The 26,737-nt window shown below is 54.1% G+C and carries 18 protein-coding genes, 1 tRNA gene and 2 other RNA genes; 19 read left to right on the top strand and 2 right to left on the bottom strand.

Annotated elements, in window-relative coordinates:
• Positions 1–72: 72 nt before the first annotated feature.
• From AC791_RS04360 to AC791_RS19540, 3 genes are all read left to right on the top strand, one after another.
• Positions 73–149: transfer RNA gene (locus tag AC791_RS04360), tRNA-Pro, on the top strand.
• A gap of 31 nt (positions 150–180) precedes the next feature.
• Positions 181–315: non-coding RNA, RtT sRNA (locus AC791_RS19545), on the top strand.
• 31 nt (positions 316–346) lie between these two features.
• Positions 347–481: non-coding RNA, RtT sRNA (locus AC791_RS19540), on the top strand.
• Positions 482–583: 102 nt separating this feature from the next.
• Here the strand turns inward: AC791_RS19540 and AC791_RS04355 are convergent.
• Positions 584–1,456 carry a cycle-inhibiting factor gene (locus tag AC791_RS04355; RefSeq protein WP_049839486.1) on the bottom strand — a complete coding sequence of 291 codons (873 nt, stop codon included), beginning with the start codon at positions 1,454–1,456 and terminating at the stop codon, positions 584–586.
• A gap of 708 nt (positions 1,457–2,164) precedes the next feature.
• Between AC791_RS04355 and dppA the strand changes: the two genes are divergently transcribed.
• The 16 genes from dppA to AC791_RS04275 all read left to right on the top strand — a co-directional run bounded on the left by dppA (position 2,165) and on the right by AC791_RS04275 (position 25,596).
• Entirely contained in the window at positions 2,165–3,772 is a 1,608-nt protein-coding gene (dppA, locus tag AC791_RS04350; protein WP_049839257.1) for a dipeptide ABC transporter periplasmic-binding protein DppA, read from the top strand.
• Positions 3,773–3,962: 190 nt separating this feature from the next.
• Positions 3,963–4,982, top strand: coding sequence for a dipeptide ABC transporter permease DppB (dppB, locus tag AC791_RS04345; protein WP_049839256.1), 1,020 nt, complete (start codon positions 3,963–3,965; stop codon positions 4,980–4,982).
• A 9-nt stretch (positions 4,983–4,991) separates the two neighbouring features.
• The gene (gene dppC / locus AC791_RS04340; protein WP_049839255.1) at positions 4,992–5,894 is read left to right on the top strand and encodes a dipeptide ABC transporter permease DppC; all 903 of its coding nucleotides are present in this window, start codon (positions 4,992–4,994) and stop codon (positions 5,892–5,894) included.
• A 10-nt stretch (positions 5,895–5,904) separates the two neighbouring features.
• Positions 5,905–6,888 (top strand): dipeptide ABC transporter ATP-binding protein, encoded by a 984-nt coding sequence (gene dppD, locus AC791_RS04335; protein WP_049839254.1) that lies wholly within the window; start codon positions 5,905–5,907, stop codon positions 6,886–6,888.
• Positions 6,885–7,898, top strand: coding sequence for a dipeptide ABC transporter ATP-binding subunit DppF (gene dppF, locus AC791_RS04330; RefSeq protein ID WP_049839253.1), 1,014 nt, complete (start codon positions 6,885–6,887; stop codon positions 7,896–7,898). The genes dppD and dppF overlap by 4 nt, the downstream gene beginning before the upstream one ends.
• A gap of 439 nt (positions 7,899–8,337) precedes the next feature.
• The gene (locus AC791_RS04325; RefSeq protein ID WP_049839252.1) at positions 8,338–8,988 is read left to right on the top strand and encodes a cellulose biosynthesis protein BcsO; all 651 of its coding nucleotides are present in this window, start codon (positions 8,338–8,340) and stop codon (positions 8,986–8,988) included.
• Positions 8,979–9,782 carry a cellulose biosynthesis protein BcsQ gene (gene bcsQ, locus AC791_RS04320; RefSeq protein ID WP_049839251.1) on the top strand — a complete coding sequence of 268 codons (804 nt, stop codon included), beginning with the start codon at positions 8,979–8,981 and terminating at the stop codon, positions 9,780–9,782. Before AC791_RS04325 ends, bcsQ begins: the two co-directional genes overlap by 10 nt.
• A gap of 18 nt (positions 9,783–9,800) precedes the next feature.
• Complete coding sequence (bcsA, locus tag AC791_RS04315) at positions 9,801–11,915, top strand: UDP-forming cellulose synthase catalytic subunit (RefSeq protein ID WP_049839250.1); 2,115 nt, start codon at positions 9,801–9,803, stop codon at positions 11,913–11,915.
• Positions 11,912–14,383 carry a cellulose biosynthesis cyclic di-GMP-binding regulatory protein BcsB gene (bcsB, locus tag AC791_RS04310; RefSeq protein WP_049839249.1) on the top strand — a complete coding sequence of 824 codons (2,472 nt, stop codon included), beginning with the start codon at positions 11,912–11,914 and terminating at the stop codon, positions 14,381–14,383. The genes bcsA and bcsB overlap by 4 nt, the downstream gene beginning before the upstream one ends.
• Complete coding sequence (locus AC791_RS04305) at positions 14,370–18,413, top strand: cellulose synthase subunit BcsC-related outer membrane protein (RefSeq protein ID WP_416202288.1); 4,044 nt, start codon at positions 14,370–14,372, stop codon at positions 18,411–18,413. The genes bcsB and AC791_RS04305 overlap by 14 nt, the downstream gene beginning before the upstream one ends.
• Complete coding sequence (bcsD, locus tag AC791_RS04300) at positions 18,413–18,880, top strand: cellulose biosynthesis protein BcsD (RefSeq protein WP_148677755.1); 468 nt, start codon at positions 18,413–18,415, stop codon at positions 18,878–18,880. The genes AC791_RS04305 and bcsD overlap by 1 nt, the downstream gene beginning before the upstream one ends.
• A gap of 13 nt (positions 18,881–18,893) precedes the next feature.
• Positions 18,894–19,892, top strand: a complete 999-nt coding sequence (locus AC791_RS04295) for a glycosyl hydrolase family 8 (protein ID WP_049839247.1) — start codon at positions 18,894–18,896, stop codon at positions 19,890–19,892.
• A gap of 157 nt (positions 19,893–20,049) precedes the next feature.
• On the top strand, positions 20,050–22,056 hold the full coding sequence (gene hmsP, locus AC791_RS04290) for a biofilm formation regulator HmsP (RefSeq protein ID WP_049839246.1): 2,007 nt from the start codon (positions 20,050–20,052) through the stop codon (positions 22,054–22,056).
• A 154-nt stretch (positions 22,057–22,210) separates the two neighbouring features.
• A complete protein-coding gene (locus AC791_RS04285; protein ID WP_049839245.1) occupies positions 22,211–23,497 on the top strand; it encodes a dicarboxylate/amino acid:cation symporter in 1,287 nt (428 codons plus the stop codon).
• A 188-nt stretch (positions 23,498–23,685) separates the two neighbouring features.
• Entirely contained in the window at positions 23,686–25,179 is a 1,494-nt protein-coding gene (locus tag AC791_RS04280; RefSeq protein ID WP_049839244.1) for a M16 family metallopeptidase, read from the top strand.
• A gap of 54 nt (positions 25,180–25,233) precedes the next feature.
• On the top strand, positions 25,234–25,596 hold the full coding sequence (locus AC791_RS04275) for an SMI1/KNR4 family protein (RefSeq protein ID WP_049839243.1): 363 nt from the start codon (positions 25,234–25,236) through the stop codon (positions 25,594–25,596).
• Positions 25,597–25,731: 135 nt separating this feature from the next.
• Here the strand turns inward: AC791_RS04275 and AC791_RS04270 are convergent, their stop codons facing one another.
• A complete protein-coding gene (locus AC791_RS04270; RefSeq protein WP_049839242.1) occupies positions 25,732–26,661 on the bottom strand; it encodes a sugar kinase in 930 nt (309 codons plus the stop codon).
• Between the last annotated feature and the right edge of the window lie 76 nt (positions 26,662–26,737).

The following is a 26,737-nucleotide window of genomic DNA, read 5'->3' as shown; positions in this document are numbered from 1 at the left end:
CGCCGATCGAATCGCTTTTTTAAGGTAAAGGATTGACGGGTGCCTGACCGCGCAGTAAGATGCGCCCGCATTCGGTGATTGGCGCAGCCTGGTAGCGCACTTCGTTCGGGACGAAGGGGTCGGAGGTTCGAATCCTCTATCACCGACCAAATTTGAAAAGCCTGCTCACGAGCAGGCTTTTTTACATCTGAAGCCAACAGGATGAGAACCTCCGGGGGCAGGGAGGTTCGACCCGAGCGCAGCGAGAGAACGTTGCGACAGCAACGACCCGCAGGGCGAGCCACGCAGTGGCGAGTCATCCTCTATCACCGACCAAATTTGAAAAGCCTGCTCACGAGCAGGCTTTTTTGCATCTGAAGCCAACAGGATGAGAACCTCCGGGGGCAGGGAGGTTCGACCCGAGCGCAGCGAGAGAACGTTGCGCCAGCAACGACCCGCAGGGCGAGCCACGCAGTGGCGAGTCATCCTCTGGCACCGACCAAATTTGAAAAGCCTGCTCACGAGCAGGCTTTTTTACATCTGAAGCCAACAGGATGAGAACCTCCGGGGGCAGGGAGGTTCGAACGGATAGCCATTGAATCAGCTAATGACAGTGGGATTTAATAATCGACATATTGTTCTCAAGATTCTTGAGATCGTATTCGAATAGCTGAAAGTTAAACTCACCCTGTTTATGTGAAATAAGATGTTCTGCACGCATCATTTTGACGTCGCCATCGACATCAAATAATGTTGCGATCCGGGCCAGATCGTTGTGGTTTTGTACCATGCCGGTGAAATGCGCGTTGATGTCGTCCAGCGAAATAGGGCGCGAACCTTTTTGATTCATCCAGTCTTTAAACCGCAGCGTCCGGGTTACACCATCACCTAAATCTGACTGGTACAAGAAAACTTCACGGCATGGACTGGGGCTGGCAGGCAAATCGATAACGTATGCATGTCCCAGTGCCCCGTCAGTCACCCGTAAAATAAAATTCTTATCAGATGGTAAAGACGTTAGTTGTTCCTGAAGTTGAGAAAGTGACAGCGAGTGTCCATTTTCAAAGCGGTAGCTAAAATTATCGTTGTCCAGGAACAATTTCATAATGGTATTTGCCGTAATCCCGCAAACGGGTTCTGTTATACCCTTACTTGTGCCTATCACGGCTTCAACATCCTGAATTGAAACTCCCCACTCCTTTGCCATCTGAGAGATATTATTATCAATAGCGTCTATTAACGCAGAGGGATCTTTCATATGGATCGGCACTGAGTGGTCATCGCTATTTAACAAGACATTTGCCTTGATATTAAGCGCACTTAGCGCGGCAAAATCTTTTACATGCCGGGGAGAGGGGTTATCTACGAAACGTAAATCTGAACCCCTGGCGCCGGATATTTGACTTTTTTCACTGACATTATCGGTGAGTTCCCGATTAGATTGCGGAGGGATAAAGTTATTGGAAATTACTGGCATATTAGATGACTCATCCTCTCTTTTTTGATTTGTATTGATAATAAAATCCATAATAACCACAAGGACAGAATGATGTCTTCCATCTTTCGATTCACCCGGCAAAGGGACTTTCTACCATTTAACGTGATTTTTCGTCCTGGTGGCATGCAGATATGAGTAACAATCCTTATGGCGAGTCTCTCGCTGCCTTGTGCCCATTTTGTGACATAATCCATTGTATTTTTTTATATATACATCAACTTTTTTTCGCGTTACTTATGGATACGCCAGCATTTTCCGCTGTGCGTTTTAACGTTCGCGGTATTAATCGCTCAGATAATCGCCATTATGCAAGAAATTTTTCATAATATGTTCAAAAGTTAACAACTGCTTTACAAGTCATAACCAGCATAATCCTCTGGCTGCATGCCGCTAGCATAAATTTCCCTGCTGAAAATAGTGGCTTGAACTTTTTTTAATCTTTGTTTGGTGATTCTCATCCCGGGTGTAAAACCTGGTTACCTGTATTGACGTTTTGACATTCTGTTGACAGATTGTAGGCCATGAGGGGCATTTCACGGACGATCTGTACTGCTACTCAATCAATCGATTGCACGGATTCTCCCGTCCCCATTGCTACCGACCAGACCGGTGAAATTATAAATAAAGGCTGGCGGTATGACCCCGTTGCAGGGGTAAACACAACACCCATCACATTGGAGCAGAAGAATGAGTATTTCCTTGAAGAAGTCAGGGATGCTGAAGCTTGGTTTAAGCCTGCTGGCTATGACTATCGCAGCAAGCGTTCAGGCGAAGACGCTGGTGTATTGCTCAGAAGGTTCTCCTGAAGGCTTTAACCCGCAGTTGTTTACCTCTGGCACAACGTACGATGCCAGCTCTGTACCGATTTATAACCGTCTGGTCGAATTCAAAATCGGCACCACCGAGGTCATTCCTGGTCTGGCGGAAAAATGGGAAGTCAGCGAAGACGGCAAAACCTACACTTTCCACCTGCGTAAAGGCGTGAAGTGGCAGGACAACAAAGATTTCAAACCGACGCGTGAGTTCAATGCTGATGACGTCGTGTTCACATTCGATCGTCAGAAAAACGAAAGCAACCCGTACCATAAAGTATCGGGCGGCAGCTATGAATACTTCGAAGGCATGGGCCTGCCGGAGCTGATTAGCGAAGTGAAAAAAGTCGATGACAATACGATTCAGTTCATCCTGACCCGTCCGGAAGCACCGTTCCTGGCCGACCTGGCAATGGACTTTGCCTCTATTCTGTCGAAAGAATATGCGGACAACATGCTGAAAGCCGGCACCCCGGATAAAGTGGATCTGAACCCTATCGGCACCGGTCCGTTCCAGCTTCAGCAGTATCAGAAAGACTCCCGTATTCTGTATAAAGCGTTCGATGGCTTCTGGGGCACCAAACCGCAGATCGACCGTCTGGTTTTCTCCATCACGCCTGACGCTTCCGTGCGTTACGCCAAGTTGCAGAAAAATGAGTGCCAGGTCATGCCATTCCCTAATCCGGCAGACATCGCGCGCATGAAACAGGATAAAAACATCAACCTGATGGAGCAGGCTGGCCTGAACGTGGGCTATCTCTCTTACAACGTTGAGAAAAAGCCGCTGGATAATGTGAAAGTGCGTCAGGCGCTGAACTACGCGGTCAACAAAGACGCAATCATCAAAGCGGTTTATCAGGGCGCAGGCGTGGCAGCGAAAAACCTGATCCCGCCAACGATGTGGAGCTATAACGACGACGTTAAGGATTACACCTACGATCCGGAAAAAGCAAAAGCGCTGCTGAAAGAAGCCGGTATGGAAAATGGTTTTAGCATCGATCTGTGGGCAATGCCGGTGCAGCGTCCGTACAACCCGAACGCTCGCCGTATGGCCGAGATGATTCAGGCTGACTGGGCAAAAGTGGGCGTGCAGGCGAAGATCGTCACCTACGAATGGGGTGAGTATCTGAAGCGTGCGAAGTCGGGCGAACACCAGACCGTGATGATGGGCTGGACCGGCGACAATGGGGACCCGGATAACTTCTTCGCGACCCTGTTTAGCTGTGACGCGGCAAAACAAGGTTCAAACTACTCCAAATGGTGCTACAAGCCGTTTGAAGATCTGATCCAGCCGGCGCGTGCTACCGAAGATCACAACAAGCGTATCGAACTTTACAAACAGGCTCAGGTGGTGATGAACGAACAGGCTCCGGCACTGATCGTGGCGCACTCTACTGTGTATGAGCCAGTGCGTAAGGAAGTGAAAGGCTATGTTGTCGATCCGCTGGGCAAACACCACTTCGAAAACGTGTCTGTTGAATAATTAAAAAAGTGAGGGGGCGTAAGTCCCCATGCCTGACGGCGCTGCGCTTATTCCCCTGCTGATGCAGGCGGGTAAACGTAGCGTCATCCGGCGCAGTGCTTTCCGTATCGCCATATTGGGCGGAAAGAGATTTGTGAGCAATACAGACGTCTCATCTCCAGGTAAGACGTCATTAGAGAGAATCCGGGTTATGTTGCAGTTCATCCTCCGACGTCTGGGACTTGTGATCCCGACATTTATCGGTATTACCCTTCTCACCTTTGCCTTTGTCCATATGATCCCCGGCGATCCGGTGATGATCATGGCAGGCGAGCGTGGTATTTCCCCTGAGCGCCATGCGCAACTGCTGGCTGAACTCGGCCTGAATAAGCCGTTGTGGCAGCAGTATGTCAACTATATCTGGGGCGTGATGCACGGTGATTTAGGCATCTCGCTTAAAAGCCGCCTCCCGGTGTGGGAAGAGTTCGTGCCGCGCTTCCAGGCGACGCTGGAACTCGGCGTCTGCGCGATGATTTTTGCTGTCGCCGTCGGTATTCCCGTGGGCGTGCTGGCTGCAGTAAAACGCGGTTCCATCTTCGATCATACTGCCGTAGGCCTTGCGCTGACCGGCTACTCCATGCCGATTTTCTGGTGGGGCATGATGCTGATTATGCTGGTTTCGGTACAGTGGAACCTGACGCCGGTGTCCGGGCGTGTGAGCGACATGGTGTTCCTTGACGACTCCAATCCGCTCACCGGTTTTATGCTTATTGATACCGCGATCTGGGGCGAAGAGGGCAACTTTATCGATGCGCTGGCGCATATGATCCTGCCTGCGATGGTGCTCGGTACCATTCCACTGGCGGTGATTGTGCGTATGACGCGCTCCTCCATGCTGGAAGTGCTGGGTGAGGATTATATTCGTACCGCGCGGGCGAAAGGTCTGACGCGGATGCGGGTGATCATCGTTCATGCGCTGCGTAACGCGATGCTGCCGGTAGTCACGGTGATCGGTTTGCAGGTCGGTACGATGCTGGCAGGGGCGATCCTGACGGAAACTATCTTCTCCTGGCCTGGCCTGGGTCGCTGGCTGATCGACGCGCTACAGCGTCGTGATTATCCGGTAGTGCAGGGTGGCGTATTGCTGGTGGCGACGATGATTATCCTCGTTAACCTGCTGGTCGATTTGCTGTACGGCGTGGTGAACCCGCGTATTCGTCATAAGAAGTAAGGGGCCGTCATGTCACAGGTTACTGAAAATAAAGTTATCGTCGCACCCGTACCGATGACGCCGTTCCAGGAGTTCTGGCACTACTTTAAGCGCAATAAAGGCGCGGTTGTCGGCCTGGTTTATGTCGTTGTAGTGGTGTTAATTGCCATCTTCGCCAACGTCGTTGCGCCGCATAATCCGGCGGAGCAGTTCCGCGATGCGCTACTTGCGCCGCCAGTATGGCAGGAAGGCGGCAGCTGGGCACATATCCTCGGTACAGACGACGTGGGTCGCGATACGCTGTCGCGTCTGATGTACGGCGCGCGTCTGTCATTGCTGGTCGGCTGTCTGGTCGTCGTTCTGTCACTGATCATGGGTGTTGTTCTGGGCCTGGTGGCGGGATATTTCGGCGGGTTTATCGACAATATCATCATGCGTATCGTTGACATCATGCTGGCATTGCCAAGCCTGCTGTTAGCGCTGGTGCTGGTGGCGATATTCGGACCGTCGATAGTCAACGCCTCGCTGGCGCTGACGTTTGTCGCGCTTCCGCACTATGTGCGTCTGACACGTGCTGCCGTGCTGGTGGAAGTAAACCGCGATTACGTTACCGCGTCGCGCGTTGCGGGAGCCGGCGCACTGCGTCAAATGTTCGTTAATATTCTTCCCAACTGTCTTGCGCCGCTTATCGTTCAGGCGTCGCTCGGCTTCTCTAACGCCATTCTCGATATGGCCGCCCTTGGCTTCCTTGGCATGGGTGCGCAGCCGCCAACACCGGAGTGGGGCACCATGCTCTCCGACGTGTTGCAGTTCGCACAAAGTGCCTGGTGGGTCGTGACCTTCCCGGGTCTGGCGATCCTGCTGACGGTGCTGGCATTTAACCTGATGGGTGACGGTCTGCGTGACGCGCTCGATCCCAAACTCAAGCAGTAAGAGGTTCGAGATGGCGTTATTAAATGTAGATAAATTATCGGTGCACTTCGGTGACGAAGGAACACCGTTTCGCGCGGTAGACCGCGTGAGCTATAGCGTAAACCAGGGCGAAGTTGTCGGGATTGTCGGCGAATCTGGCTCGGGTAAATCCGTCAGTTCACTGGCGATTATGGGGCTGATTGATTATCCCGGCCGGGTAATGGCGGATAATCTGGAGTTCAACGGTCAGGATTTAAAGCGCATATCCGAAAAAGCCCGACGTAATCTGGTGGGCTCGGAAGTGGCGATGATTTTCCAGGACCCGATGACCAGTCTTAATCCGTGCTATACCGTCGGTTTCCAGATTATGGAAGCGATTAAAGTGCATCAGGGCGGCAATAAGAAAACGCGTCGCCAGCGGGCTATTGATTTGCTGAACCTGGTCGGTATTCCCGATCCGGCCTCGCGCCTTGACGTCTATCCACATCAGCTTTCCGGTGGGATGAGCCAGCGTGTCATGATTGCCATGGCGATCGCCTGTCGGCCTAAATTGCTGATTGCCGATGAGCCAACGACGGCGCTGGATGTCACCATTCAGGCGCAGATTATCGAACTGCTGCTGGAACTGCAGCAGAAAGAGAACATGGCGCTGATCCTGATCACTCACGACCTGGCGCTGGTGGCAGAAGCGGCGCATAAGATTATCGTGATGTATGCCGGTCAGGTGGTGGAAACGGGCGCATCGACGGAGATTTTCCGCGCGCCGCGTCATCCTTACACCCAGGCCTTACTACGTGCTCTGCCGGAGTTTGCACAGGACAAAGCGCGTCTGGCCTCGCTGCCGGGCGTGGTGCCGGGGAAATACGACCGTCCCAATGGCTGCCTGCTCAACCCGCGCTGCCCGTATGCGACCGATCGTTGCCGTTCAGAAGAACCTGCGCTGAATACGGTTGATAACGGTCGCCAGTCGAAATGCCACTATCCACTTGATGATGCCGGGAGGCCCACACTATGAGTACGCAAGAGGCCATCCCGCAACAGCCATTGTTGCAGGCTATCGACCTGAAGAAACACTATCCGGTGAAAAAGGGGCTGTTCGCCCCTGAGCGGCTGGTCAAGGCGCTGGACGGCGTGTCATTTAACCTTGAGCGCGGTAAAACGCTGGCGGTGGTGGGTGAATCCGGCTGCGGGAAATCCACCCTGGGCCGCCTGCTGACGATGATTGAAACACCAACCGGCGGTGAGCTTTACTTTCAGGGTCAGGATCTGCTCAAGCACGATCCGCAGGCGCAGAAACTGCGTCGGCAGAAAATTCAGATCGTTTTCCAGAACCCGTACGGCTCACTGAACCCACGCAAAAAAGTGGGGCAGATTCTGGAAGAGCCGCTGATGATTAACAGCCCGTTAAGCAAAGCCGAACGCCGTGAAAAAGCGCTGGCAATGATGGCGAAAGTCGGGTTAAAAACCGAGCATTACGATCGCTATCCGCATATGTTTTCCGGCGGCCAGCGCCAGCGTATTGCGATCGCCCGTGGTCTGATGCTCGATCCCGACGTGGTAATTGCCGATGAACCGGTTTCCGCTCTCGACGTGTCCGTTCGCGCGCAGGTGCTAAACCTGATGATGGATCTGCAACAGGATTTAGGGCTTTCCTACGTCTTTATTTCGCACGATCTCTCCGTCGTTGAGCATATTGCCGATGAAGTCATGGTGATGTATCTGGGCCGCTGTGTGGAGAAGGGGAGTAAAGATCAGATTTTCTCAAACCCGCTGCATCCGTATACCCAGGCGCTGCTCTCCGCCACGCCACGTCTGAACCCGGACGACCGTCGCGAGCGTATTAAGTTGACCGGCGAGCTGCCCAGCCCGCTGAACCCGCCGCCAGGATGCGCGTTTAACGCCCGCTGCCGTCGTCGCTTTGGTCCCTGCACGCAGTTGCAGCCGCAGCTCAAGGAATACAACGGCCAGCTGGTCGCCTGCTTCGCCGTTGATCAGGATATTAACGGCGAAAAGCCGGTGGCATAATCTTTACCGGGAACCTGCGGGTTCCCATTCTTTCCTCAAGCCTTCACCTGATGACTTTTCCCATCTTGCAGAAAATGAACACGCAACAATAACCCTCATGAAGCGACCTGGCTTCGATGCGAAATACTATCTGTACAGCTGGCTATTAATAGCGCCCTAAGTAAATTCGCACTCATCCTCTTTATATACGCCTTTTTTATCAGATATCTTCTTCGGTTTTTCACCGAATGATTTGCCAGCGTTACGGCTAATATGTTAATGATGCATCAAGTAACTTACTGATATCTAAAAAGTGATTGCGCTTATTAATTATGTTGTTAGTAAGAATTTTAGCGTGCGAAGTATTCCTAAAACAGTAAAATAATCTATGCTGTAAATGAATGGATGCGCCATAAAAGAAGCGGGAATAAATTAATGTATTTAAGTCATGGTGTTAGCGATGAATCATTATGATGATTTGCAGCGGTTTAAGGATAAAACCCGTTCGCAATTAAAGAATTATAAAGATCTGTCTGCGCAGTCGTCTGCCGAGGAGCGGGGAGACTGGGCGCTCATCAACCAGTTGTCGCCTGGCCGTCAGGAATCTGACCTGGCAATGGGCGGACACGTCTCATCGCCAGTGCCCAAAACCGTGGCTCCCCATATTTTTAGTCAGCCGTCCACCGCGTCGGTGCCTGTATCTGCGCCAGCCAGTCCGCCACATACGCTTCCACCGCTGATGCAGAGTGTAGCCATGCTGCCGCCGACGCCGGTTCAACCCGATATAACCCCCGCGCCGGAATCACACGGCGTCGAGGCCCCGTTGTCGTTTGTTTCCATAACGAAAACAACCGTTACGCCGCCGTCTGCAACGCACACATTTTTCAGCCCGCTGCCGTCTGCGGTTCACCCATTACCCGTTGCAGAAGAACCTCCACAGGCACCGCCTGTTGCCCGGTCGCGCGTGGTGACGCCACCGCCTGAAGCGGTTAACTACTCCCGTCTGTTTGCGCCGAAAGTCGTTGAGCCATCTGCTCCGGACGAAAAAACGAATGAAGAGAAAACGTTGCCTCTCAAATCACTGTTAGAAAGGATTGCTTCATGCCGCTGATCTGTGTGTGTTCACCCAAAGGGGGCGTAGGGAAAACAACCCTTGCGGCGAACCTGACTTATGCGCTGGCGCGCTCGGGGAGCAAGGTACTGGCCATTGATTTTGATGTGCAGAACGCGCTGCGTTTGCACTTTGGTGTACCGTTGTCCGACGAGCGTGGCTATGTCGCTAAATCTGCAGAATCTTATGACTGGGGCCAGGATGTTCTGACTGCCGGCGGCAATATTTTTGTTCTGCCGTATGGTGATGTTAGCGAAGAACAGCGGCTGACCTTCGAGCGTAATCTTGCCAGCGACGAGCATTTTCTGGCGCGCGGGCTGGGTTCGCTGTTGAATTATCCAGGTCTGGTCATTGTGGCCGATTTTCCGCCAGGCCCTTCTGCGGCGCTTAAAGCTATTACGCCATTTGCCGATATGCATCTGGTGGCACTGCTGGCCGATACTGCCTCTATGTCTTTGCTTCCACACGTTGAAAATAATCGCTTAACGGGAAGTGAGCTGAACGATCGTCATGGTCATTTTTTTGTGGTTAACCAGAGCGATACGCGCCGCCAGATCAGCCGCGACGTGACGGGATTTCTTGAAGAGAGATTGGGCGACAGGCTATTAGGTATCGTTCACCGCGATGAAAGCGTCTGCGAAGCTAACGCCTCGCAAAAATCTATTTTCGACGTAAGCCCTTCCTCGGCGGCGGCATTTGATATCGAAATCATTGCCAGAAAAATTGTTGCCAAATTAGGGATCAACGTGGGTGATGGCACGGTACATAACGCGTCACGTAAATCCGGGCTTTAATTTATCTCAGGACGACCTATGAAAAAGTTCCTGTTTTATATGCTGGTGCTGGTGTTAGCGCCAATCGCGTTATTGATTATCGTGACGCCTATGGACAGCCAGAAGCAGTATATTTTCGGCTTTATGAGTATCGGCATCCTCTTTCTGATGGGATTCAGTAAACGGCGAAGCATTTCGGTCATTATGGTGGTGATGTCATTGCTGATGTCTACCCGCTATATGTATTTCCGCTTAACGCAAACCCTGCATTTTAATTCTGAGATAGAAGCCATCCTCGGGATGGGCTTATTTCTGGCAGAAGTCTATATCTGGGTCATGCTGCTGCTGAATTATCTGCAAACGGTCTGGCCGCTTAAACGTGAAATTGTTCCGCTGCCGGATGATATGTCCTTGTGGCCGACAGTTGACGTTTATATTCCGACCTATAACGAACCGCTGGAAGTGGTGCGTGATACCGTGCTTGCGGCACAATGTATTGATTACCCAAGAGATAAGATAAAAATCTATCTGCTTGATGACGGGAGTCGCCGGGAGTTTGCGGTATTTGCTCAGGATGTTGGCGTCGGCTATATCACCCGTACTGAGCATAATCATGCGAAAGCAGGCAACCTGAATCATGCGATGACTATCACCCAGGGTGAGCTAATTTGCGTATTTGACTGTGACCACGTCGCAACGCGTATTTTCCTGCAGGCCACCGTTGGCGGTTTCCTGAAAGATCCGATGCTTGCCCTGGTACAAACGCCGCACTACTTCTACTCGCCGGATCCGTTCGAGCGTAACCTCTCCGTGGGACGCAACATTCCCAATGAGGGAATGCTGTTTTACGGTCCGATCCAGCAGGGTAACGACAACTGGAACGCGACCTTTTTCTGCGGCTCATGTGCGGTGATCCGCCGCAGTGCGCTGGAAGAAATCGGCGGTTTTGCCGTTGAAACCGTGACCGAAGATGCGCATACCGCGCTGAAGATGCAGCGTCGCGGCTGGAAATCCGCGTTTGTCGATATTCCCCTGGCCGCCGGTCTTGCCACTGAACGTCTGGTGCTGCACGTGATCCAGCGTACCCGCTGGGCGCGCGGGATGACGCAGATTTTCCGTCTTGATAACCCGCTGTTCGGTCGCGGCCTGACCTTTCAGCAACGGCTGTGCTACCTCAGCGCCATGCTGTATTATCAGTTTGCTATTCCACGCGTGGTCTTTGTGACCGCGCCGCTGGCGTATCTGCTGTTTAACCTCAATATTATCCACTCTTCCGCCAGCCTGATCCTCGGCTACGCGCTGCCGCATTTGTTCCTCGCCATTTATGTCGGATCGCGAATGAACGGCCGCTATCGCTACAGTTTCTGGGGCGAGATTTACGACATCGTGCTGGCTTTCCATCTGATCCTGCCAACGCTCGTGACCATGATCTTCCCGAAGCGCGGAAAATTTAACGTAACCGATAAAGGCGGACTGCTGGATGTAGGGTACTTCGATTTCAGCGTCGTCAGACCGCATCTGGTGGTGGCATCCCTGCTGGCGATCGCGGTGGTTGCCGGTATTGTGCGCGCCTTTGCCCACGACTTCTTTACCGCCGACCCCAGCGTTATCGCGCTCAATATCGGCTGGGGCGTTTACAGCCTGATCTTCCTGCTGGCGGCGATTGCCGTAGCACGTGAGACGCGGCAGACGCGTAAAACCATCCGTATTGATGTGACTATCCCGGTGCTAATTCACTATGCCAGCGGGTTTGTTACCCGCAGCCAGACGGCCGATCTCTCAATGGGCGGCTGCCGGATGTCAATTGTTGACGATCGGCATACGTTTGATGAAATCGAAGAAGTCGAGCTAATCCTCGAGTCCGGGGCCATTACCATTCCGGCAAAACTGGTGGCAGTCGATAATCAATTCATCCGGGTTATGTTTGATGAAGATATTCCGCTCTCACGCCGTCGTGAACTGGTGCGCGTGGTACTTTCCCGCGCCGATGCGTGGATTAATCCGCCGCGTCAGCAGGATAATCCGTTCCGTTCGTTCGTCACCATCCTGCGCTGCGTATTTGAACTGTTCTGGCTGACATGGAAATCGCGCCGCAGTCGTCAGCGTCCCCGGACGGCTTCGGCAACTGCGACGAAGGAGGATAGTCGCGTATGAAGGGATTAACCACGCTGGCATTGTTGATAGGGACGCTATTTGTGCCTGCACTCCACGCAGAGGAGTCGACGGCACAAGGCGACGCAACGCCGCCGCTGACGTTCCCGTTGTCGACAACGGACGCTCCGGCGACGCCAGACAATACGGCCTCTGATACTCCGGCCACTGAAAACAGCCCTGCCGCGCAACCGTCCCAACAGACGGCGGCACCGGCCACCACAACTGCGCCGTCAGCCACCCCGCAAACGCAGGACGTTTCCGACGCGCTCCCAGCCATGCCGCCTGTAACCCCTGCGGCGTCGGGTTTTATGCCGCCCGCTGACAGCAGCCTCAGTTTTGCTCAAATGGGCGCAGCGCAGGGGATAGCATTAAGCGGCGGCCAGTTCCAGGGCGGCATCGATTTTACCCTGCCGGGCGATCGGGTGATCACCAGCGCGCAGCTGGCGCTGGATGTGGAAGTGTCGCCTGAGATGGCCGCCCGCGGTACGACGCTGCAACTTCAGCTTAACGGCCAGTCGTTGGGCAATGTGCCGCTAAGCGCCTCGGACAACAACGTTTCACATTTTGAACTGGAGATCCCGGCTGCGCTGATGGTGTCCAGTAATAACCTGAATTTCAGAGTCAACGACGGCGACGCCCTGCTGTGCCTGCGCGATGAGAACGAAAAATCCCGGGTCGTTATCATGCCGACCTCGCGCTTTCAGCTTGAAGGCCAGCAGCTGGATATTGGCTCCGATCTCAGCCATTTTCCGAAGCCATTTTTCGATAGTCAGCAGATGACGCCGGTTAATCTGACGTTTAGCTTCCCGGAAAAACTCACGGCGGACACCGTCAGCGCGGCGGCGCTGGTGTCGTCGTGGATGGGAATGCAGGCAGACTACCGCGGCATTTCATTTGACGCATTAAGCAACCGTCTGCCGGAGCAGCACGGTATTGTGATCGGTCATCCCGGGGAGCGCATCGGCGGATTAACGCTGCCGCAAAGCAACGGCCCGCTGCTGCAGATCATTAATAACCCGGTTAACCCGGTGTATAAACTGCTGCTGATCGTCGGCAAAGATGATGCCGCCTTACGGGCCGCTGCCTGGCGTCTGACGAAAGGCGACTTCCCTGGCCAGATGGCGAGCGCCGATGTTGAAGCCCAGGCGATCCCAACCAGCAAGCCCTATGACGCACCGCGCTGGATCCCGACCTCGCGCCCGGTAAAATTGTCGGAGCTTATTCGTAAAGATCAAAGCACCACCGTATCGGGCGTCTGGCACGCGCCGCTGCAGGTGGCTTTCCGCGCCGCGCCGGATCTCTATTTGTGGGATGGCGAGACGATCCCGCTGCACATTGGCTATCGTTTTCCGTCTGAAACCTGGATTGATGAGGAGAAATCGCGCCTTAGCGTTACGCTCAACAACACGTTTCTCAGCAATTTGCCGATGAATAAACAGGGCTTTCTCGAAATGCTGTGGCGTAAGGCGGGCGGCGACGCGCGGCAGGAGAAAGTGACTATTCCGCTGGAGCCGTATTTGATCTACGGCGATAACCAGCTTTCGCTCTATTTTAACGTTGTACCGAAGCAAACCGCGCCGTGTAGCGTACTGCTGAATAACAACATTAAGAGCCGTCTCAACGACGATTCGTGGATCGATTTGAGCCATACTCAGCATTTCTCAATGCTGCCGAATCTCTCTTACTTTGTCGGTGCCTCTTTCCCGTTTACTCGTCTGGCAGACTATTCGCAGACGGTCCTGTTACTGCCGGAAACGCCGTCTGAAACGCAGGTTGCGACGCTGCTGAATCTTGCTGCACGTTCAGGCAATGCGACGGGAATGCCGCTGGCAAATAACCGTGTCGTGCTGGGTATTCCCGGTGGCGGGACCAGTCTGGAATATCTGCGCCAGCGCGATGTGCTGGCGGTAGGCGGTCTGGATCAGAAAGCATTTATCCAGGGGCTGCTGTCACAATCGCCTTACATCGTCGGCGATAACACACTGAGCGTACGACCACAGACGCCGTGGCAGAAAATACAGCGCTGGCTGCTTGGCGACTGGTCCACGGACAACATTGACGCCGACCGCTATTTTTCATCTAACGAGGCGTGGCGTGGCTTTGTCAGCTATCGCTCACCGTGGGATGCCGAACGCCTGGTGGTTGCTGCCGTGGGCAGCAATGACGATCAGCTTGCCAGGCTGCCGGACGACTTAAGTTCTTCGCGCATTAATGCCGGGATCCGGGGCGATACATCAATTATCACCGATGAAAATGGCGTGCGCAGTTTTCGGGTCAGCAATCAGTTCCCGAGCGGCCAGATGCCGGGCTACATGATGGCTATCTGGTATGCGAACCAGTATTCAGCGCTGCTGGCAATCGTCGGATTAATTGCTGCCTCAATTCTGGGTGTGGCGCTCACCGCCATGTTCAGACGGCACGCCCGCAAGCGCCTCTCTTCAGGGAGCGATAATAATGATGAAACATGATCCGGGTCGTCGTTTGTCTACGCTGTGCCTGACGGGCATGCTGACACTGGGAACGATGAGTGATGTGCTGGCTGCGCCCAACGATGCGGCGCTGAATGCGCTGTTCGAGCAGGCGAAATACTGGCATGAGAAATCGCACGACGAACTGGCGATGGAATCGCTCAGGAAAGTGCTGCTGGTCGATGCCAATAATCCTCAGGCGCTGTATTTAATGGCGCTGTGGACGCAGCAGAATGGCGATACTCAGGCCTCCGCTCAATGGCGGGCGCGGCTGGAAAAAGCATCGCCGGGTGACGCCGGTCTGGAAGCATTATCTAACGCGCGTCAGCTGTCTGCGGTGCCGCAGGGGCAACTTAATCTTGCTCGTCAGCAGGCGCGCAGCGGCAATATTCCCGCTGCGCTGGCAACCTGGAAAAGCATGTTTAACGGCGATATGCCGCCGCAAGGTATTGCTGCTGAGTATTATCTGACCATGGCGAGCGATAAGTCGCTCTATCCCCAGGCGGTGAGTGAACTGCGCCGTTATGTGGCGCAACGACCGCAGGATAGCGCGATCCGCGTGGCGCTGGGCAAAGCGCTGACCTGGCGGGAAGATACGCGCCGGGAAGGGATAGAGATGCTGGAGCCGTTAGCCAGCACAGACAAAGAGGCAGACAGCGGGCTACGCCAGTCGCTGCTGTGGTTAAGCGTGACGCAGGGCGATCGGCGCTATTACGATAGCTGGCTACAGCGGCATCCTCAGGATACCGAGGTGCAAAAATATTATCGTGAGCGGATTGGCGGCATTGCTAAAGGTGAAGGTTTTACCTCCCTGAACAGCGGCGATACCGCGGCGGCAAAGCAGGATTTTGAACAGGTTCTGCAAGCCAACCCGGCGGATGCCGACGCGCTGGCCGGGATGGGTTACATTGCTCAGCGCAGTGGCGATTATCAGGCGGCGGCGCAGTATCTCAACCGTGCCGCCAGTCAGGGTGGCGAGGCGGCGGACGAGCGTAAAAATCAGGCCGATGACGCCGAATTTTATGGCCGGCTGGCCCAGGCTCAACAGGCGTATAAGCAGGGTAACATCAGCCAGGCGCTGGCGCTCTCTGCGCCACTGGCTCAGCAGAGCGGCGATCGCGGCATTGCCGGCAAGCTGTTCCGCGCCGATATCCTGCGCCAAAGCAAGGATTACGCTCAGGCCGAGCAAACGCTGCGGGCGGTGCTGAATGACCAGCCGCAGAACGCGGCAGCGCGGGAAAATCTCTACTATGTGCTGCGCGAGCAAAATAAAACCGCGGAGGCACAAACGGTCCTGCGCACTCTGCCGCAGAATCTACAGTCGCGGCTTCAGCCGCGCGTCGTGACCGGCGTGCCGGGTGACAGCATTCGTCGCCAGGCGCAACAGCAGGCGGCCAGCGGTAACGTTCCGCAGGCGATCGCCACGCTGCGCCAGGGCGTAGCGCGCAATCCGGACGATTTCTGGCTGCGTCTGGATCTGGCGCGCCTGCTACAAAAATCCGGCGGCGAAAATGAAGCGGCTGCCGTGATGGCACCGGCTTACCGTGCCGGTGCCGGCGCCAATGCGCTGTACGCCGCCGCGCTGTTTTCCAGCGAAAATGGGGCCTGGCAGCAGGCACAAACTTTACTCTCGCGCATTCCGACCGCCAGCCAGAATACGCAGATGCGCGATCTTCGCCAGCGGGTAAACTACAACTTGCAGATTGCCATGGCGCAGAACTACCTGGCGCAGGGCAACACCGTGGCGGCCATGAATACCCTGAAGGCGCTGTCGTCGCAGCCGCCGAAAGATCCGGCTGACGTCGGTAAACTGGCGCGTCTGCTGGCGCAAAGCGGCGATATCACCACTGCCGTCGCGCTGGTGCGTAACAATATCAGCTCGGGTATTCAGGGCGGGGCCGGTGACTATGCGGATCAAGTGACGGTGCTGAATCAGGCCGGATTGACCAGTGAAGCGCAGGCGCTGCTGGCGAATCCAACCCTGCGTGCGGAAAGCACGCCGAGCCAGCTCGCCAGTCTGCAAAATGGCTATATCGTCAACGATGCTGATCGGCTGCGTGAGCAGGGCAATTATGCGGCGGCATACGATAAGCTCATCCGGGCGCTGCAACAGGAGCCGCAGAATACCGATTTAATGTTCGCGATGGCGCGGCTGTATCAAAGCGGCAAAATGAACAAAGAAGCCGGAGTGGTGTACGACTATTTAATTACCCGTGATTCACCCGATCAGGCAGTGCGGGCGGGCGCTATTGATGTCGCGCTGTCTGACGGCAATACCGAGCGGGCGACGCAACTGGCGCGTGGACTGCGTAATGACAATACCCCGGACCGTCTGATCCTGCTTTCACGGGTGGAAGAGGCGCAGGGCAATCATCAACGCGCGCTCACCTACCTGCGTAGCGCCCGCGGTCGCGTGCTTGGGTTGCAGACCAGCAATAATTCAGCCACGCCGAACGTGGGAGGATTGCTGGCCGCAGATAACCCGTTTGTCGGCACGTCACGGCTTGAACCGCAGGCGCGTACCGCCTCAACCTATGGCCGCACCTTGCCGTGGCAGGTAGGTGCAGTCTCTGCCGGTGAACCGGATATGGCGATGCCGGGCAGTCAGCGCACCGACCTGCCGGTTGAAACCGCGCAGAATCGAACCCTGCGCCAAATTGATACCATGATGGAGCAGCTGGAAGAGAAAACCGGAACCTGGTTACAGGGCGGGGTAGAAGTGCGTAGCCGCGATGGTGAATCGGGCACCAGCAAACTGACGGAAGTAAAAGCGCCGCTGACCTGGTCTTCCTCACCGTTTGGCGAGTCGCGTTTTGAATTTACCGCCACGCCAATTACCCTGAATGCCGGGAGCGCGTCCGGCGATGCCTGGCGGCGTTACGGATCGAATCCGCTGTCCAGCGCGGTGTCCAACATCGCCGCTACGGCCGCCAGCGAGCAGCAGGCTATCGCTGCCATGACTGAGACTCAGCGTGAAACCTATTTTGCCAGTAATCCTGGCGCCCGGGCATTAAGCACGCTCGGTACGATCGATGCCGCAACGCTGAATCCAACAACCAGTACCGGTCTTGAAAATCTGGCGCGGTTGCGTAATGTCGATTCTGGCCAGGTGGCGGGCTATCTTGCTTCCTCGAGCCTTAAGCCTAATGTTAATGAGCCAGGAGATTCGTCCACCGATTCACAGAAAGCTAACGGCGTTGAGCTGAGTATGGCGCTCAGTGGCAATCAGTATCGCCTTGATGTGGGCACCACGCCGCTGGGGCAGGATCTCAATACCCTGGTCGGCGGCGTCAAATGGTCGCCTAAGCTGACCAATTATCTGTCGCTGATCCTGACCGGTGAGCGGCGGGCGTTGACCGACAGCCTGCTGTCGTATGTCGGAATTAACGACTCCTACTCCGGCAAGCGCTGGGGGCAGGTGACCAAAAATGGTGGGACGGTTCAGCTCAGTTATGACGACGGGGATGCCGGTTTTTACATTGGCGGGGGCGGCTACAGCTACCTCGGAGAAAACGTCGCCAGTAACACCAGCGTAAATGCTAACGCCGGGGTTTATCTGCGGCCTTTCCATGATGATTACAGTCAGCTCCAGACCGGATTAAGCATGAGTTTTATGGACTACTCGAAAAACCTGAGTCAGTTCACCTTTGGTCAGGGCGGGTATTTCAGTCCGCAGAACTACGTCAGCGTGTCGCTGCCGGTTGATTTAACCCAGAAATACGATAGCTGGACCCTGAAAGTCGGCGGCTCGGTGGGATATCAGTCTTATACGCAGGACAGCAGTGACTACTTCCCGACCCAGGCTGGCTGGCAGCAGCAACTTGAAACGGCCGTCGCCAATGGATTTGCCAAAGAAGCACAGTATAAATCCACCTCGGAAAGCGGACTGGGTTATACGGTACGCGCGGGTGCAGATTATAAAGTGAATAAGCAGATGAGTATTGGCGGCCAGGTCGGCTATGACACCTTTGGTGATTACAACGAAAGCACGGCCGGACTGTGGTTCCGCTATATGTTAGGGAATGAATAATGGATAACACTACTGCGCTAAAGGCTTATTTCCAGCATCAGCAAACGCCTGCCGGGTGGTTTGATCTTCTGACCATTATGGTGGATGGCATGATCCGCAATGCCGGTGAGCGAGACAGTCAGCCGTTCCTGCAACAAATGGGGGAAACGCTGGCCGATCTCTATCCGCTGCCGGATGCCGAAACGCTGGGCGATCTGGAACAGAATATTAATCATCGGCTTGCCGCCTTCAACTGGGGCAGAGTGGACGTGAGTGTAGGAGAAATGGGGCTGGTGGTCCGCCATCAGGCGCTGCCTGTCAGCCGTGATGAAGAGGGGCAGGTCCGCTGGTGTAACGCGTTTTGTGCAATACTGGAAGGACTTTATGCGCGCTGGCTTCAGGGGCAGGGCGGAGAGGAACACCTGCTGTTCCAGCGGGAACATCTTTTCTCCGTCGACGACGTGCAGTTCCGTTATTTCAATCCGTAATGATGAGTGAATTATGCTTTTGCGAATGTTGTCTGCCACGGTTGTTATGACCATGCTGTTGTTTACCTCTCTGGCACAGGCCAGTACCGCCTGGGAGAGTTATAAAGGCCGCTTTTTAATGCCGGACGGCCGTATTGTCGATACCGGCAACGGTAATGTCTCGCATACCGAGGGGCAGGGCTTTGCCATGCTGATGGCGGTGGCGAATAATGATCGTCCGGCGTTTGATAAACTGTGGCAGTGGACTGACAGCCATTTAAAAAATAAAGACACCGGGCTGTTTTACTGGCGTTATAACCCGGTCGCGCCCGATCCAGTGGCGGATAAAAACGATGCTACCGACGGTGATGCATTAATTGCCTGGGCACTGTTGAAAGCGCAACAGCGCTGGCAGGATAATCGCTATGGTGCGGCCTCGGATGCTATTACCCAGGCGCTCATCAAATACACGGTGATCGAGTTTGCCGGTTATCGTGTCATGCTTCCGGGGCAAAACGGCTTTAACCTCAATACGCGGGTCAATCTGAACCCCTCTTATTTCATTTTTCCCGCATGGCAGGATTTTGCCCGCCGCAGCTATCTTAAGGTCTGGCAGGAGTTGATTCGTGACGGCCAGACGCTGGTCGGTAAAATGGCATGGGGTGAAGCTCAGCTACCTACGGACTGGGTGGCGCTGGCTGCCGATGGCACGCTCAGCCCGGCAAAAGAGTGGCCAGCGCGTATGAGTTATGATGCGATCCGCATTCCTCTCTATATTCGCTGGCAGGATCCACAAAGCCCGCTGCTTACCCCGTGGCGACAGTGGTGGAAAACGTTCCCGCGTCAGCAAACGCCCGCGTGGATCAACGTGGTCAACGGTGAGCGAGCGCCCTATAACATGAACGAAGGATTACTGGCCGTACGTGATTTGACGATGGGAGAGAATCAGTCAGAGCCGCAGATCACCGCCCAGGACGATTACTATTCCGCAAGCCTTAAAATGCTGGCCTGGATGGCTGCTAAAGGGAATTAATTTGCCTGAAAAGGGGGCACTGTAGCGTATTTGCGTACCGGCAAATGCGGATTCGTCGCGTTCTCTCTCTCATTGCCTTACGATCGGGTATAATCGGAATCCGCTCAGGAGAATGTTCCTGAGCGGATGTCTGAGTCTGTACTAGTGGAGAGTTAATTTGCGCGTCAGCCGTTCTCTAACCATAAAACAAATGGCAATGATTTGTGTCGTTGCCATGTTTTTCTTGTTCATTTTTTGCTTCATTTTACTCTTTCACTTTGTGCAACAGAGTCGCTATGACACCGCGTCTCAGCTTGAAAGCATTGCCCGATCAGTCCGCGAGCCGCTTTCTTATACCATTTTGAAAGGCGATATTCCGGAGGCCGAAACTATTCTGCAGCGCATTCAGCCTGCGGGAATTGTCAGCCGTGCTGATGTCGTCCTGCCTAATCAGTTTCAGGCGCTACGGATGAGCTTTATTACCGAAAGACCGGTGCCGGTTACGATCACGCGCATTTTCGAATTGCCGGTGCAGATCTCACTGCCGATTTATTCCCTGGAGAGGCCGGCAAATCCCCAGCCGCTGGCCTATCTCGTATTACAGGCTGACTCCTGGCGCATGTACCGTTTCGTCATGAGTGCGCTTTCTACGTTAGTAACTGCTTACTTACTTCTCGTGCTGGTAATGACCGTGGCGATTACCTGGTGTAGCAGCCGCCTGATTGTGCGCCCGCTGCGGCAGATGGCCCGGGAACTCAATGAAACGTCGCTTCATGAAGTGCCGGGACATCAGCTCACCTTGCCGCCTCTGCATCACGATGATGAAATTGGTATGCTGGCGCGCAGTTATAATCGCCATCAGCAGGTGCTGCTGCGTCATTATGAAGAGTTGAATAACCATTCGACCCGCTTCCCGGTTTCCGGACTGCCGAATAAAAGCTTCCTGCTGGCCCTGTTGGATCAAAACATCGCGCACAGTAGCGGCCCGGCGCTGATGGTAATCGCCTGTGAAACGTTGCAGGATACCGCCGGTGTATTGCAGGAAAATCAGCGTGAAATGCTGCTGCTGACGCTGGTGGAGAGGCTGAAATCCGTCCTGTCGCCTAAAATGGTGCTGACCCAGGTCAGCGGCTACGACTTTGCAGTCATTGCGCACGGCGTCAAAGAGCCGTGGCACGCGATTACATTAGGTCAGCAAGTCCTTACTTCTGTGAATGAGCGCCTGCCGGTCCAGAGCATTCAGCTTCGCCCAAGCGCCAGTATCGGCATTGCCATGTTTGCCCGCGATCTCTCTGCCGAGCAGCTTTATCGCCGGGCGTTTTCTGCTGCTTTTACCGCACGTCGCAAAGGTAAAAATCAGATTGAATTTTTCGATCCCGAGCAGATGGAAAAAGCGCAGCGGCGGCTAACGGAAGAGAGCGATATTCTCCATGCGCTGGATAATCAACAGTTTGCCATCTGGTTCCAGCCGCAGATTGATACGCACAGCGGCAAAATCTGTAGTGCAGAAGTTTTACTGCGTCAGCTTCAGCCTAACGGACAGTGGGAACTTCCCCACGATCTCATTGATACCATTGAGTCCTGCGGACTGATGGTCACCGTCGGGTATTGGGTACTTGAAGAAGCTTGTCGTCAGCTTGCCGCGTGGCGCGCAAAAGGACTGCGTATGCCGCTATCCGTCAATATTTCCGCGCTGCAACTGCTACATCACGATATGGTTCCCGACCTGCTGGAGCTATTGAACCGTTATCGCATTGAGCCTGGTTCGCTGATCCTCGAGGTCACTGAAAGCCGCCGCATTGACGATCCGCAGGCGGCTATTGCCATTCTGCGTCCGCTGCGCAACGCGGGGGTCAGTATTGCCCTGGACGACTTTGGCATGGGCTACGCCGGGCTGCGACAATTGCAACATATGAAATCGCTGCCGGTAGATATGCTCAAAATCGACAAAATTTTTGTTGATGGCATTCCTGAAGATACCAGTATGGTGTCGGCCATTGTACAGATGGCGCAAAGTCTCAACCTGAGCATTGTGGCGGAAGGGGTGGAAGAACAGGCCCAGTATGAGTGGCTGAAAGCGGCAGGCGTCGATTACGTTCAGGGGTTCCTGTTCGCCAGCGCCCTGTCGCCTGAACAGTTTGAGCAGACCTGGTTTACCGCGCAGCATGTTAAGGAAGGCCAGTGAGTTTATTGCGCTTGTGCGAGTCAGCTCAAATTTTTTAACAAAAATGTTTCAAAGTTGAACTTGGTTCATGTCTGGAATGTTTCTTGAGTGTTATTTTAAAACCGCAGGGGCACTAACCCTACACTCCCTGTGGTTTTATCTTAAGGACATCCTAATGAAAACCTCATTGTTTAAAAGCCTCTATTTTCAGGTTCTGACGGCCATCGCCGTCGGTATTTTGCTGGGGCACTTCTACCCTGAACTGGGCGCACAAATGAAGCCGCTGGGCGATGCGTTTGTGAAGCTCATCAAAATGGTTATTGCTCCGGTTATTTTCTGTACCGTCGTCACGGGCATCGCTGGCATGGAGAGCATGAAAGCGGTTGGCCGGACCGGAGCCGTCGCACTGCTCTATTTTGAAGTCGTGAGTACCATTGCGCTGATTATCGGTTTGATTATCGTCAACGTGGTGCAGCCGGGAGCCGGAATGAATGTCGATCCAGCTACGCTGGACGCTCAGGCCGTCGCCGTTTACGCCGAACAGGCGAAAGACCAGGGAATTGTGGCCTTCCTGATGGATATTATTCCGGCAAGCGTGATCGGTGCGTTCGCCAGCGGTAACATCCTGCAGGTCCTGATGTTTGCTGTACTGTTTGGTTTTGCCCTGCATCGTCTCGGCAGCAAAGGCCAGCTGATTTTCAACGTGATTGAAAGCTTCTCGCAGGTCATTTTCGGCATCATCAATATGATCATGCGCCTGGCACCCATCGGCGCATTTGGCGCGATGGCGTTTACCATCGGTAAATACGGCGTCGGGACGCTGGTACAACTGGGGCAGCTGATCCTGTGCTTCTACGCCACCTGCATTCTCTTCGTGGTGGTGGTGCTCGGCTCCATTGCCCGCGCAAACGGCTTCAGCATCTTTAAGTTTATCCGCTACATCCGTGAAGAGTTACTCATTGTTCTGGGCACATCTTCCTCAGAATCAGCGCTACCGAGAATGCTGGATAAGATGGAGAAGCTGGGCTGCCGTAAATCGGTAGTAGGGCTGGTGATCCCGACGGGATACTCCTTTAACCTGGACGGAACCTCTATCTATCTGACCATGGCTGCGGTGTTTATTGCTCAGGCTACCAATACGCACATGGATATTTTCCACCAGATCACGCTGCTGGTGGTACTGCTGCTGTCATCAAAAGGGGCGGCAGGCGTCACCGGCAGCGGATTTATCGTTCTTGCAGCGACCATTTCAGCTGTCGGCCACCTGCCTGTCGCCGGGCTGGCGCTGATTCTGGGCATTGACCGCTTTATGTCAGAGGCCCGCGCGCTGACCAATCTGATTGGTAACGGCGTCGCCACCATCGTGGTCGCTAAGCGCGTGAAGGAACTCGATCATAAACAACTCACCGATACGCTGAATAATCGTGCGCCAGGCGGCAAATCGCACGAAATATCCTCTTAATTCCCCCGTTATTGCCGTAGTCCCTTGATGGGCTACGGCCTCCTGAGCATAATTGACGATTATTTTCTGAAATCCACGCGACATTTTCCGCTTTGCGTGGTCTTAGAAAATGATTTTCCATACTCAAAATAGTCCTCATTGCAGGATGGTCTTGTCTTTATTACCAGGAATGTTGATCAGGGGTTTACATGCAGGGCACAAAAATTCGACTCTTAGCCGGTAGTTTATTGTTAATAGCAACGGCTGGTTATGTGCAGGCAGAAGCGCTCCAGCCCGACCCGGCCTGGCAACAAGGGACGCTGGCAAATGGTTTTCAATGGCAGGTATTATCGACGCCGCAGCGCCCCAGCGATCGCATCGAGCTTCGCCTGCTGATCAATACCGGTTCACTGGCTGAAAATACGCAGCAAATCGGCTTTAGCCATTTTATTCCGCAAATTGCGCTTTCGCAGCATGGCAGCTTACAGCCGGTGCAGGCGCAATCGTTATGGCAGCAGGGTTCGAACCCGGATCGCCCCCTGCCGCCAGTCATTGTTTCCTATGACCACACGCTGTTTAATCTGAGCTTGCCAAATAACCGTAACGACTTGCTGAAAGAAGCGCTGACGTGGCTTGCGGACAGCTCGGGCAGGCTGAACATAACACCTGAGACTATTAACGCCACGCCAGAAAATGATAACAAGATCATGACCTGGCCTGTTGATACCAAAGAAGGCTGGTGGCGCTACCGGCTGAAAGGATCGACCATGCTTGGCCACGATCCCGCCGATCCGCTGAAAAAACCGGTCGACGCTGAGCAGGTGAAGTCTTTCTATCAAAAATGGTATACCCCGGATGCCATGACGCTGATTGTGGTCGGTAACGTCGATAGTCGCTCGGTCTCAGAGCAAATCAGCAAAACCTTCGGCGAGCTAAAAGGAAAACGCGAGACGCCTGCTCCAATGGCAACGCTATCGCCGATGCCGCGGAATGCGGTCAGCATTATGACTGATACGGTGCAGCAGGATCGTCTGTCGGTGATGTGGGATAACCCGTGGCAACCTATCCGTGAATCGGCATTGCTTCAGCGCTACTGGCGTGCGGATTTAGCGCGTGAAGCACTGTACTGGCACGTTCAGCAGAATCTGAGCAAAAGTAACGCCAAAGATATCGCTATGAGCTTTGATTGCCGCGTGCTTTATCAGCGCGCCCAGTGCGGAATCAATATTGACTCTTCTAATGAGAAGCTGAACACCAGTCTGGTGACGGTGGCTCGTGAACTGGCCACGCTGCGTGAAAAAGGGCTGACCGAAGAGGAATTTAATGCGCTGGTGGCGCAGAAGAAGCTGGAGCTGCAAAAGCTGTTCGCCACCTATGCCCGCACGGATACTGACGTGCTGATCAGCCAGCGTATGCGCGCTCTGCAAAATCAGGTAGTCGATATCGCGCCTGAGCAGTATCAGAAGCTGCGTCAGAGCTTCCTTGATAGCCTGACGCTGGAGATGCTCAATCAGGATCTTCGCCAGCAGCTGTCTCAGGATATGTCACTGGTGCTGCTGCAACCCAAAGGCGAACCGGAATACGATATGAAAGCCTTACAGGCGAGCTGGAATGAGATCATGCAGCCGTCTGAAGCTGTTGCACCGGCCATCGCTCAGGAAGACATACATCAGGAAGTATCCGATATTCCTCCGGCACAGTAAGCCTTTCTTCAGTCGCGGCCTCAGCGTGAGGCCGCCCGTCATGGTGGGACGACGATGAACAGTTGCGCAGATGCCATTTTAACCCTTGAACGTGAACGAGGAATTGCTTTTCCACCGCGGTATAGACAGTTTCTGTCAGAAGAGATTAAAGACAGTGAGCTTTATGAAATCCTGGCTATAAATGATTGTTACGTCTGTTTTTATAATATTTTCGATCTTAATGAGCGTAACGAAACGTACCAGATTCACCAGGCCGCACCGGACTACTTTATGATTGGTCAGGATGGCGATATCGGCTATTTTGTGCGGGTCGAAAAGCATTCCGCAGATGATGAAATCATGAGTGTGGATTTGGGGGCGGTGGGCTGTGTGGCGATGCATAGCGAAGCCCGCGATATTTATGCTTTCCAGGGGTGAATGGGCTGGGCTGACGTTGTTCCACCCTCACCCCAGCCCTCTCCCTGAGGGAGAGGGAGTAAATCGTACCCGCTTTTAATCCCGCCCGCCGGACAGTTCCCTCTCCTGGGGGAGAGGGTTAGGGTGAGGGCGAATTTACGCCGGCATGGCCTCACGAGGAATAATGGCCCCGCGGTACTGAATCACGGTGCTGGCGGTGAGATGTCCGCGTTTAGCGGCTTGCGCTGCGTCGCCACCGGCCAGACGTACCGCCAGATAGCCGGCGCTGAAGGAATCCCCTGCGGCCGTGGTATCAACGACGCTTTCTTTCGGCAGTTTTACCGCCGCAACCTCAATCACCGGCTCGTTATCCACGGCGACCAGGCAGGAGTCCGCACCGCGCTTGATAATGATTTCTTGCACGCCAGCTGCCTGAGTGCGGGTGATCACCTCATCAATCGGTTTCTCGCCCCACAATGCGTCTTCATCGTCCAGCGTCAGGAAGGCGATATCAGTACACGCCAGCATCTGCTGATAAACCTGCTGCGTCTCCTGCTGACTTGCCCACAGGCGCGGACGGTAGTTGTTGTCGAAAATGATCTTGCCGCCGTTGGCCCGGCATTCACGCAGTAGGGTGAACAGTTTTTCACGGCTGGACGGACTCAGGATCGCCAGGCTGATGCCGCTCAAATAAAGGTAATCAAAGGTCGCCAGCTTCTCGCAGATAGCCGCAGACTCTGACGTTTCGAGCCAAAATTTTGCTGCGGCTTCATTACGCCAGTAGCGAAAAGTACGCTCGCCGGTATCATCAGTTTCGATGTAATACAGGCCAGGCAGACGGTCTGCCATCCGTTGGATCAGCCCGGTGCCGACATTTTCACCCTGCCATGCATCCAGCATCTGCTGGCTGAAATTATCATTACCCAGCGCGGTAACGTATTCCACGCTCAGTTGGTCTGCCGGCACCTGGCGCGCAATATAAACGGAGGTATTAAGCGTATCGCCGCCGAAGCCGCGCTTCACTTCTGCTCCTTTTTCTGACATCTCAATCATACATTCGCCGATAACGGCAATTTTCTTAGACATACAGTTAACCTGATCTGAAGCGGGAAATAGGGGTAGTCTGCTCTGTAGACATTTTCCGGTCAACTATATTAAAACA

It is taken from the genome of Klebsiella sp. RIT-PI-d (assembly GCF_001187865.1).
Taxonomy (GTDB): Bacteria; Pseudomonadota; Gammaproteobacteria; order Enterobacterales; family Enterobacteriaceae; genus Superficieibacter.
Note: the sequence above shows the minus strand (reverse complement) of the source record. Positions and strands in the feature narration are given on the sequence as shown.

Bases quoted from the DNA above. Each gene is read 5' to 3' on its own strand.
- AC791_RS04355 (WP_049839486.1), bottom strand. From the start codon at position 1,456: ATGCCAGTAATTTCCAATAACTTTATCCCTCCGCAATCTAATCGGGAA.
- dppA (WP_049839257.1), top strand. From the start codon at position 2,165: ATGAGTATTTCCTTGAAGAAGTCAGGGATGCTGAAGCTTGGTTTAAGC.
- dppB (WP_049839256.1), top strand. From the start codon at position 3,963: ATGTTGCAGTTCATCCTCCGACGTCTGGGACTTGTGATCCCGACATTT.
- dppC (WP_049839255.1), top strand. From the start codon at position 4,992: ATGTCACAGGTTACTGAAAATAAAGTTATCGTCGCACCCGTACCGATG.
- dppD (WP_049839254.1), top strand. From the start codon at position 5,905: ATGGCGTTATTAAATGTAGATAAATTATCGGTGCACTTCGGTGACGAA.
- dppF (WP_049839253.1), top strand. From the start codon at position 6,885: ATGAGTACGCAAGAGGCCATCCCGCAACAGCCATTGTTGCAGGCTATC.
- AC791_RS04325 (WP_049839252.1), top strand. From the start codon at position 8,338: ATGAATCATTATGATGATTTGCAGCGGTTTAAGGATAAAACCCGTTCG.
- bcsQ (WP_049839251.1), top strand. From the start codon at position 8,979: ATGCCGCTGATCTGTGTGTGTTCACCCAAAGGGGGCGTAGGGAAAACA.
- bcsA (WP_049839250.1), top strand. From the start codon at position 9,801: ATGAAAAAGTTCCTGTTTTATATGCTGGTGCTGGTGTTAGCGCCAATC.
- bcsB (WP_049839249.1), top strand. From the start codon at position 11,912: ATGAAGGGATTAACCACGCTGGCATTGTTGATAGGGACGCTATTTGTG.
- AC791_RS04305 (WP_416202288.1), top strand. From the start codon at position 14,370: ATGATGAAACATGATCCGGGTCGTCGTTTGTCTACGCTGTGCCTGACG.
- bcsD (WP_148677755.1), top strand. From the start codon at position 18,413: ATGGATAACACTACTGCGCTAAAGGCTTATTTCCAGCATCAGCAAACG.
- AC791_RS04295 (WP_049839247.1), top strand. From the start codon at position 18,894: ATGCTTTTGCGAATGTTGTCTGCCACGGTTGTTATGACCATGCTGTTG.
- AC791_RS04285 (WP_049839245.1), top strand. From the start codon at position 22,211: ATGAAAACCTCATTGTTTAAAAGCCTCTATTTTCAGGTTCTGACGGCC.
- AC791_RS04280 (WP_049839244.1), top strand. From the start codon at position 23,686: ATGCAGGGCACAAAAATTCGACTCTTAGCCGGTAGTTTATTGTTAATA.
- AC791_RS04275 (WP_049839243.1), top strand. From the start codon at position 25,234: ATGAACAGTTGCGCAGATGCCATTTTAACCCTTGAACGTGAACGAGGA.
- AC791_RS04270 (WP_049839242.1), bottom strand. From the start codon at position 26,661: ATGTCTAAGAAAATTGCCGTTATCGGCGAATGTATGATTGAGATGTCA.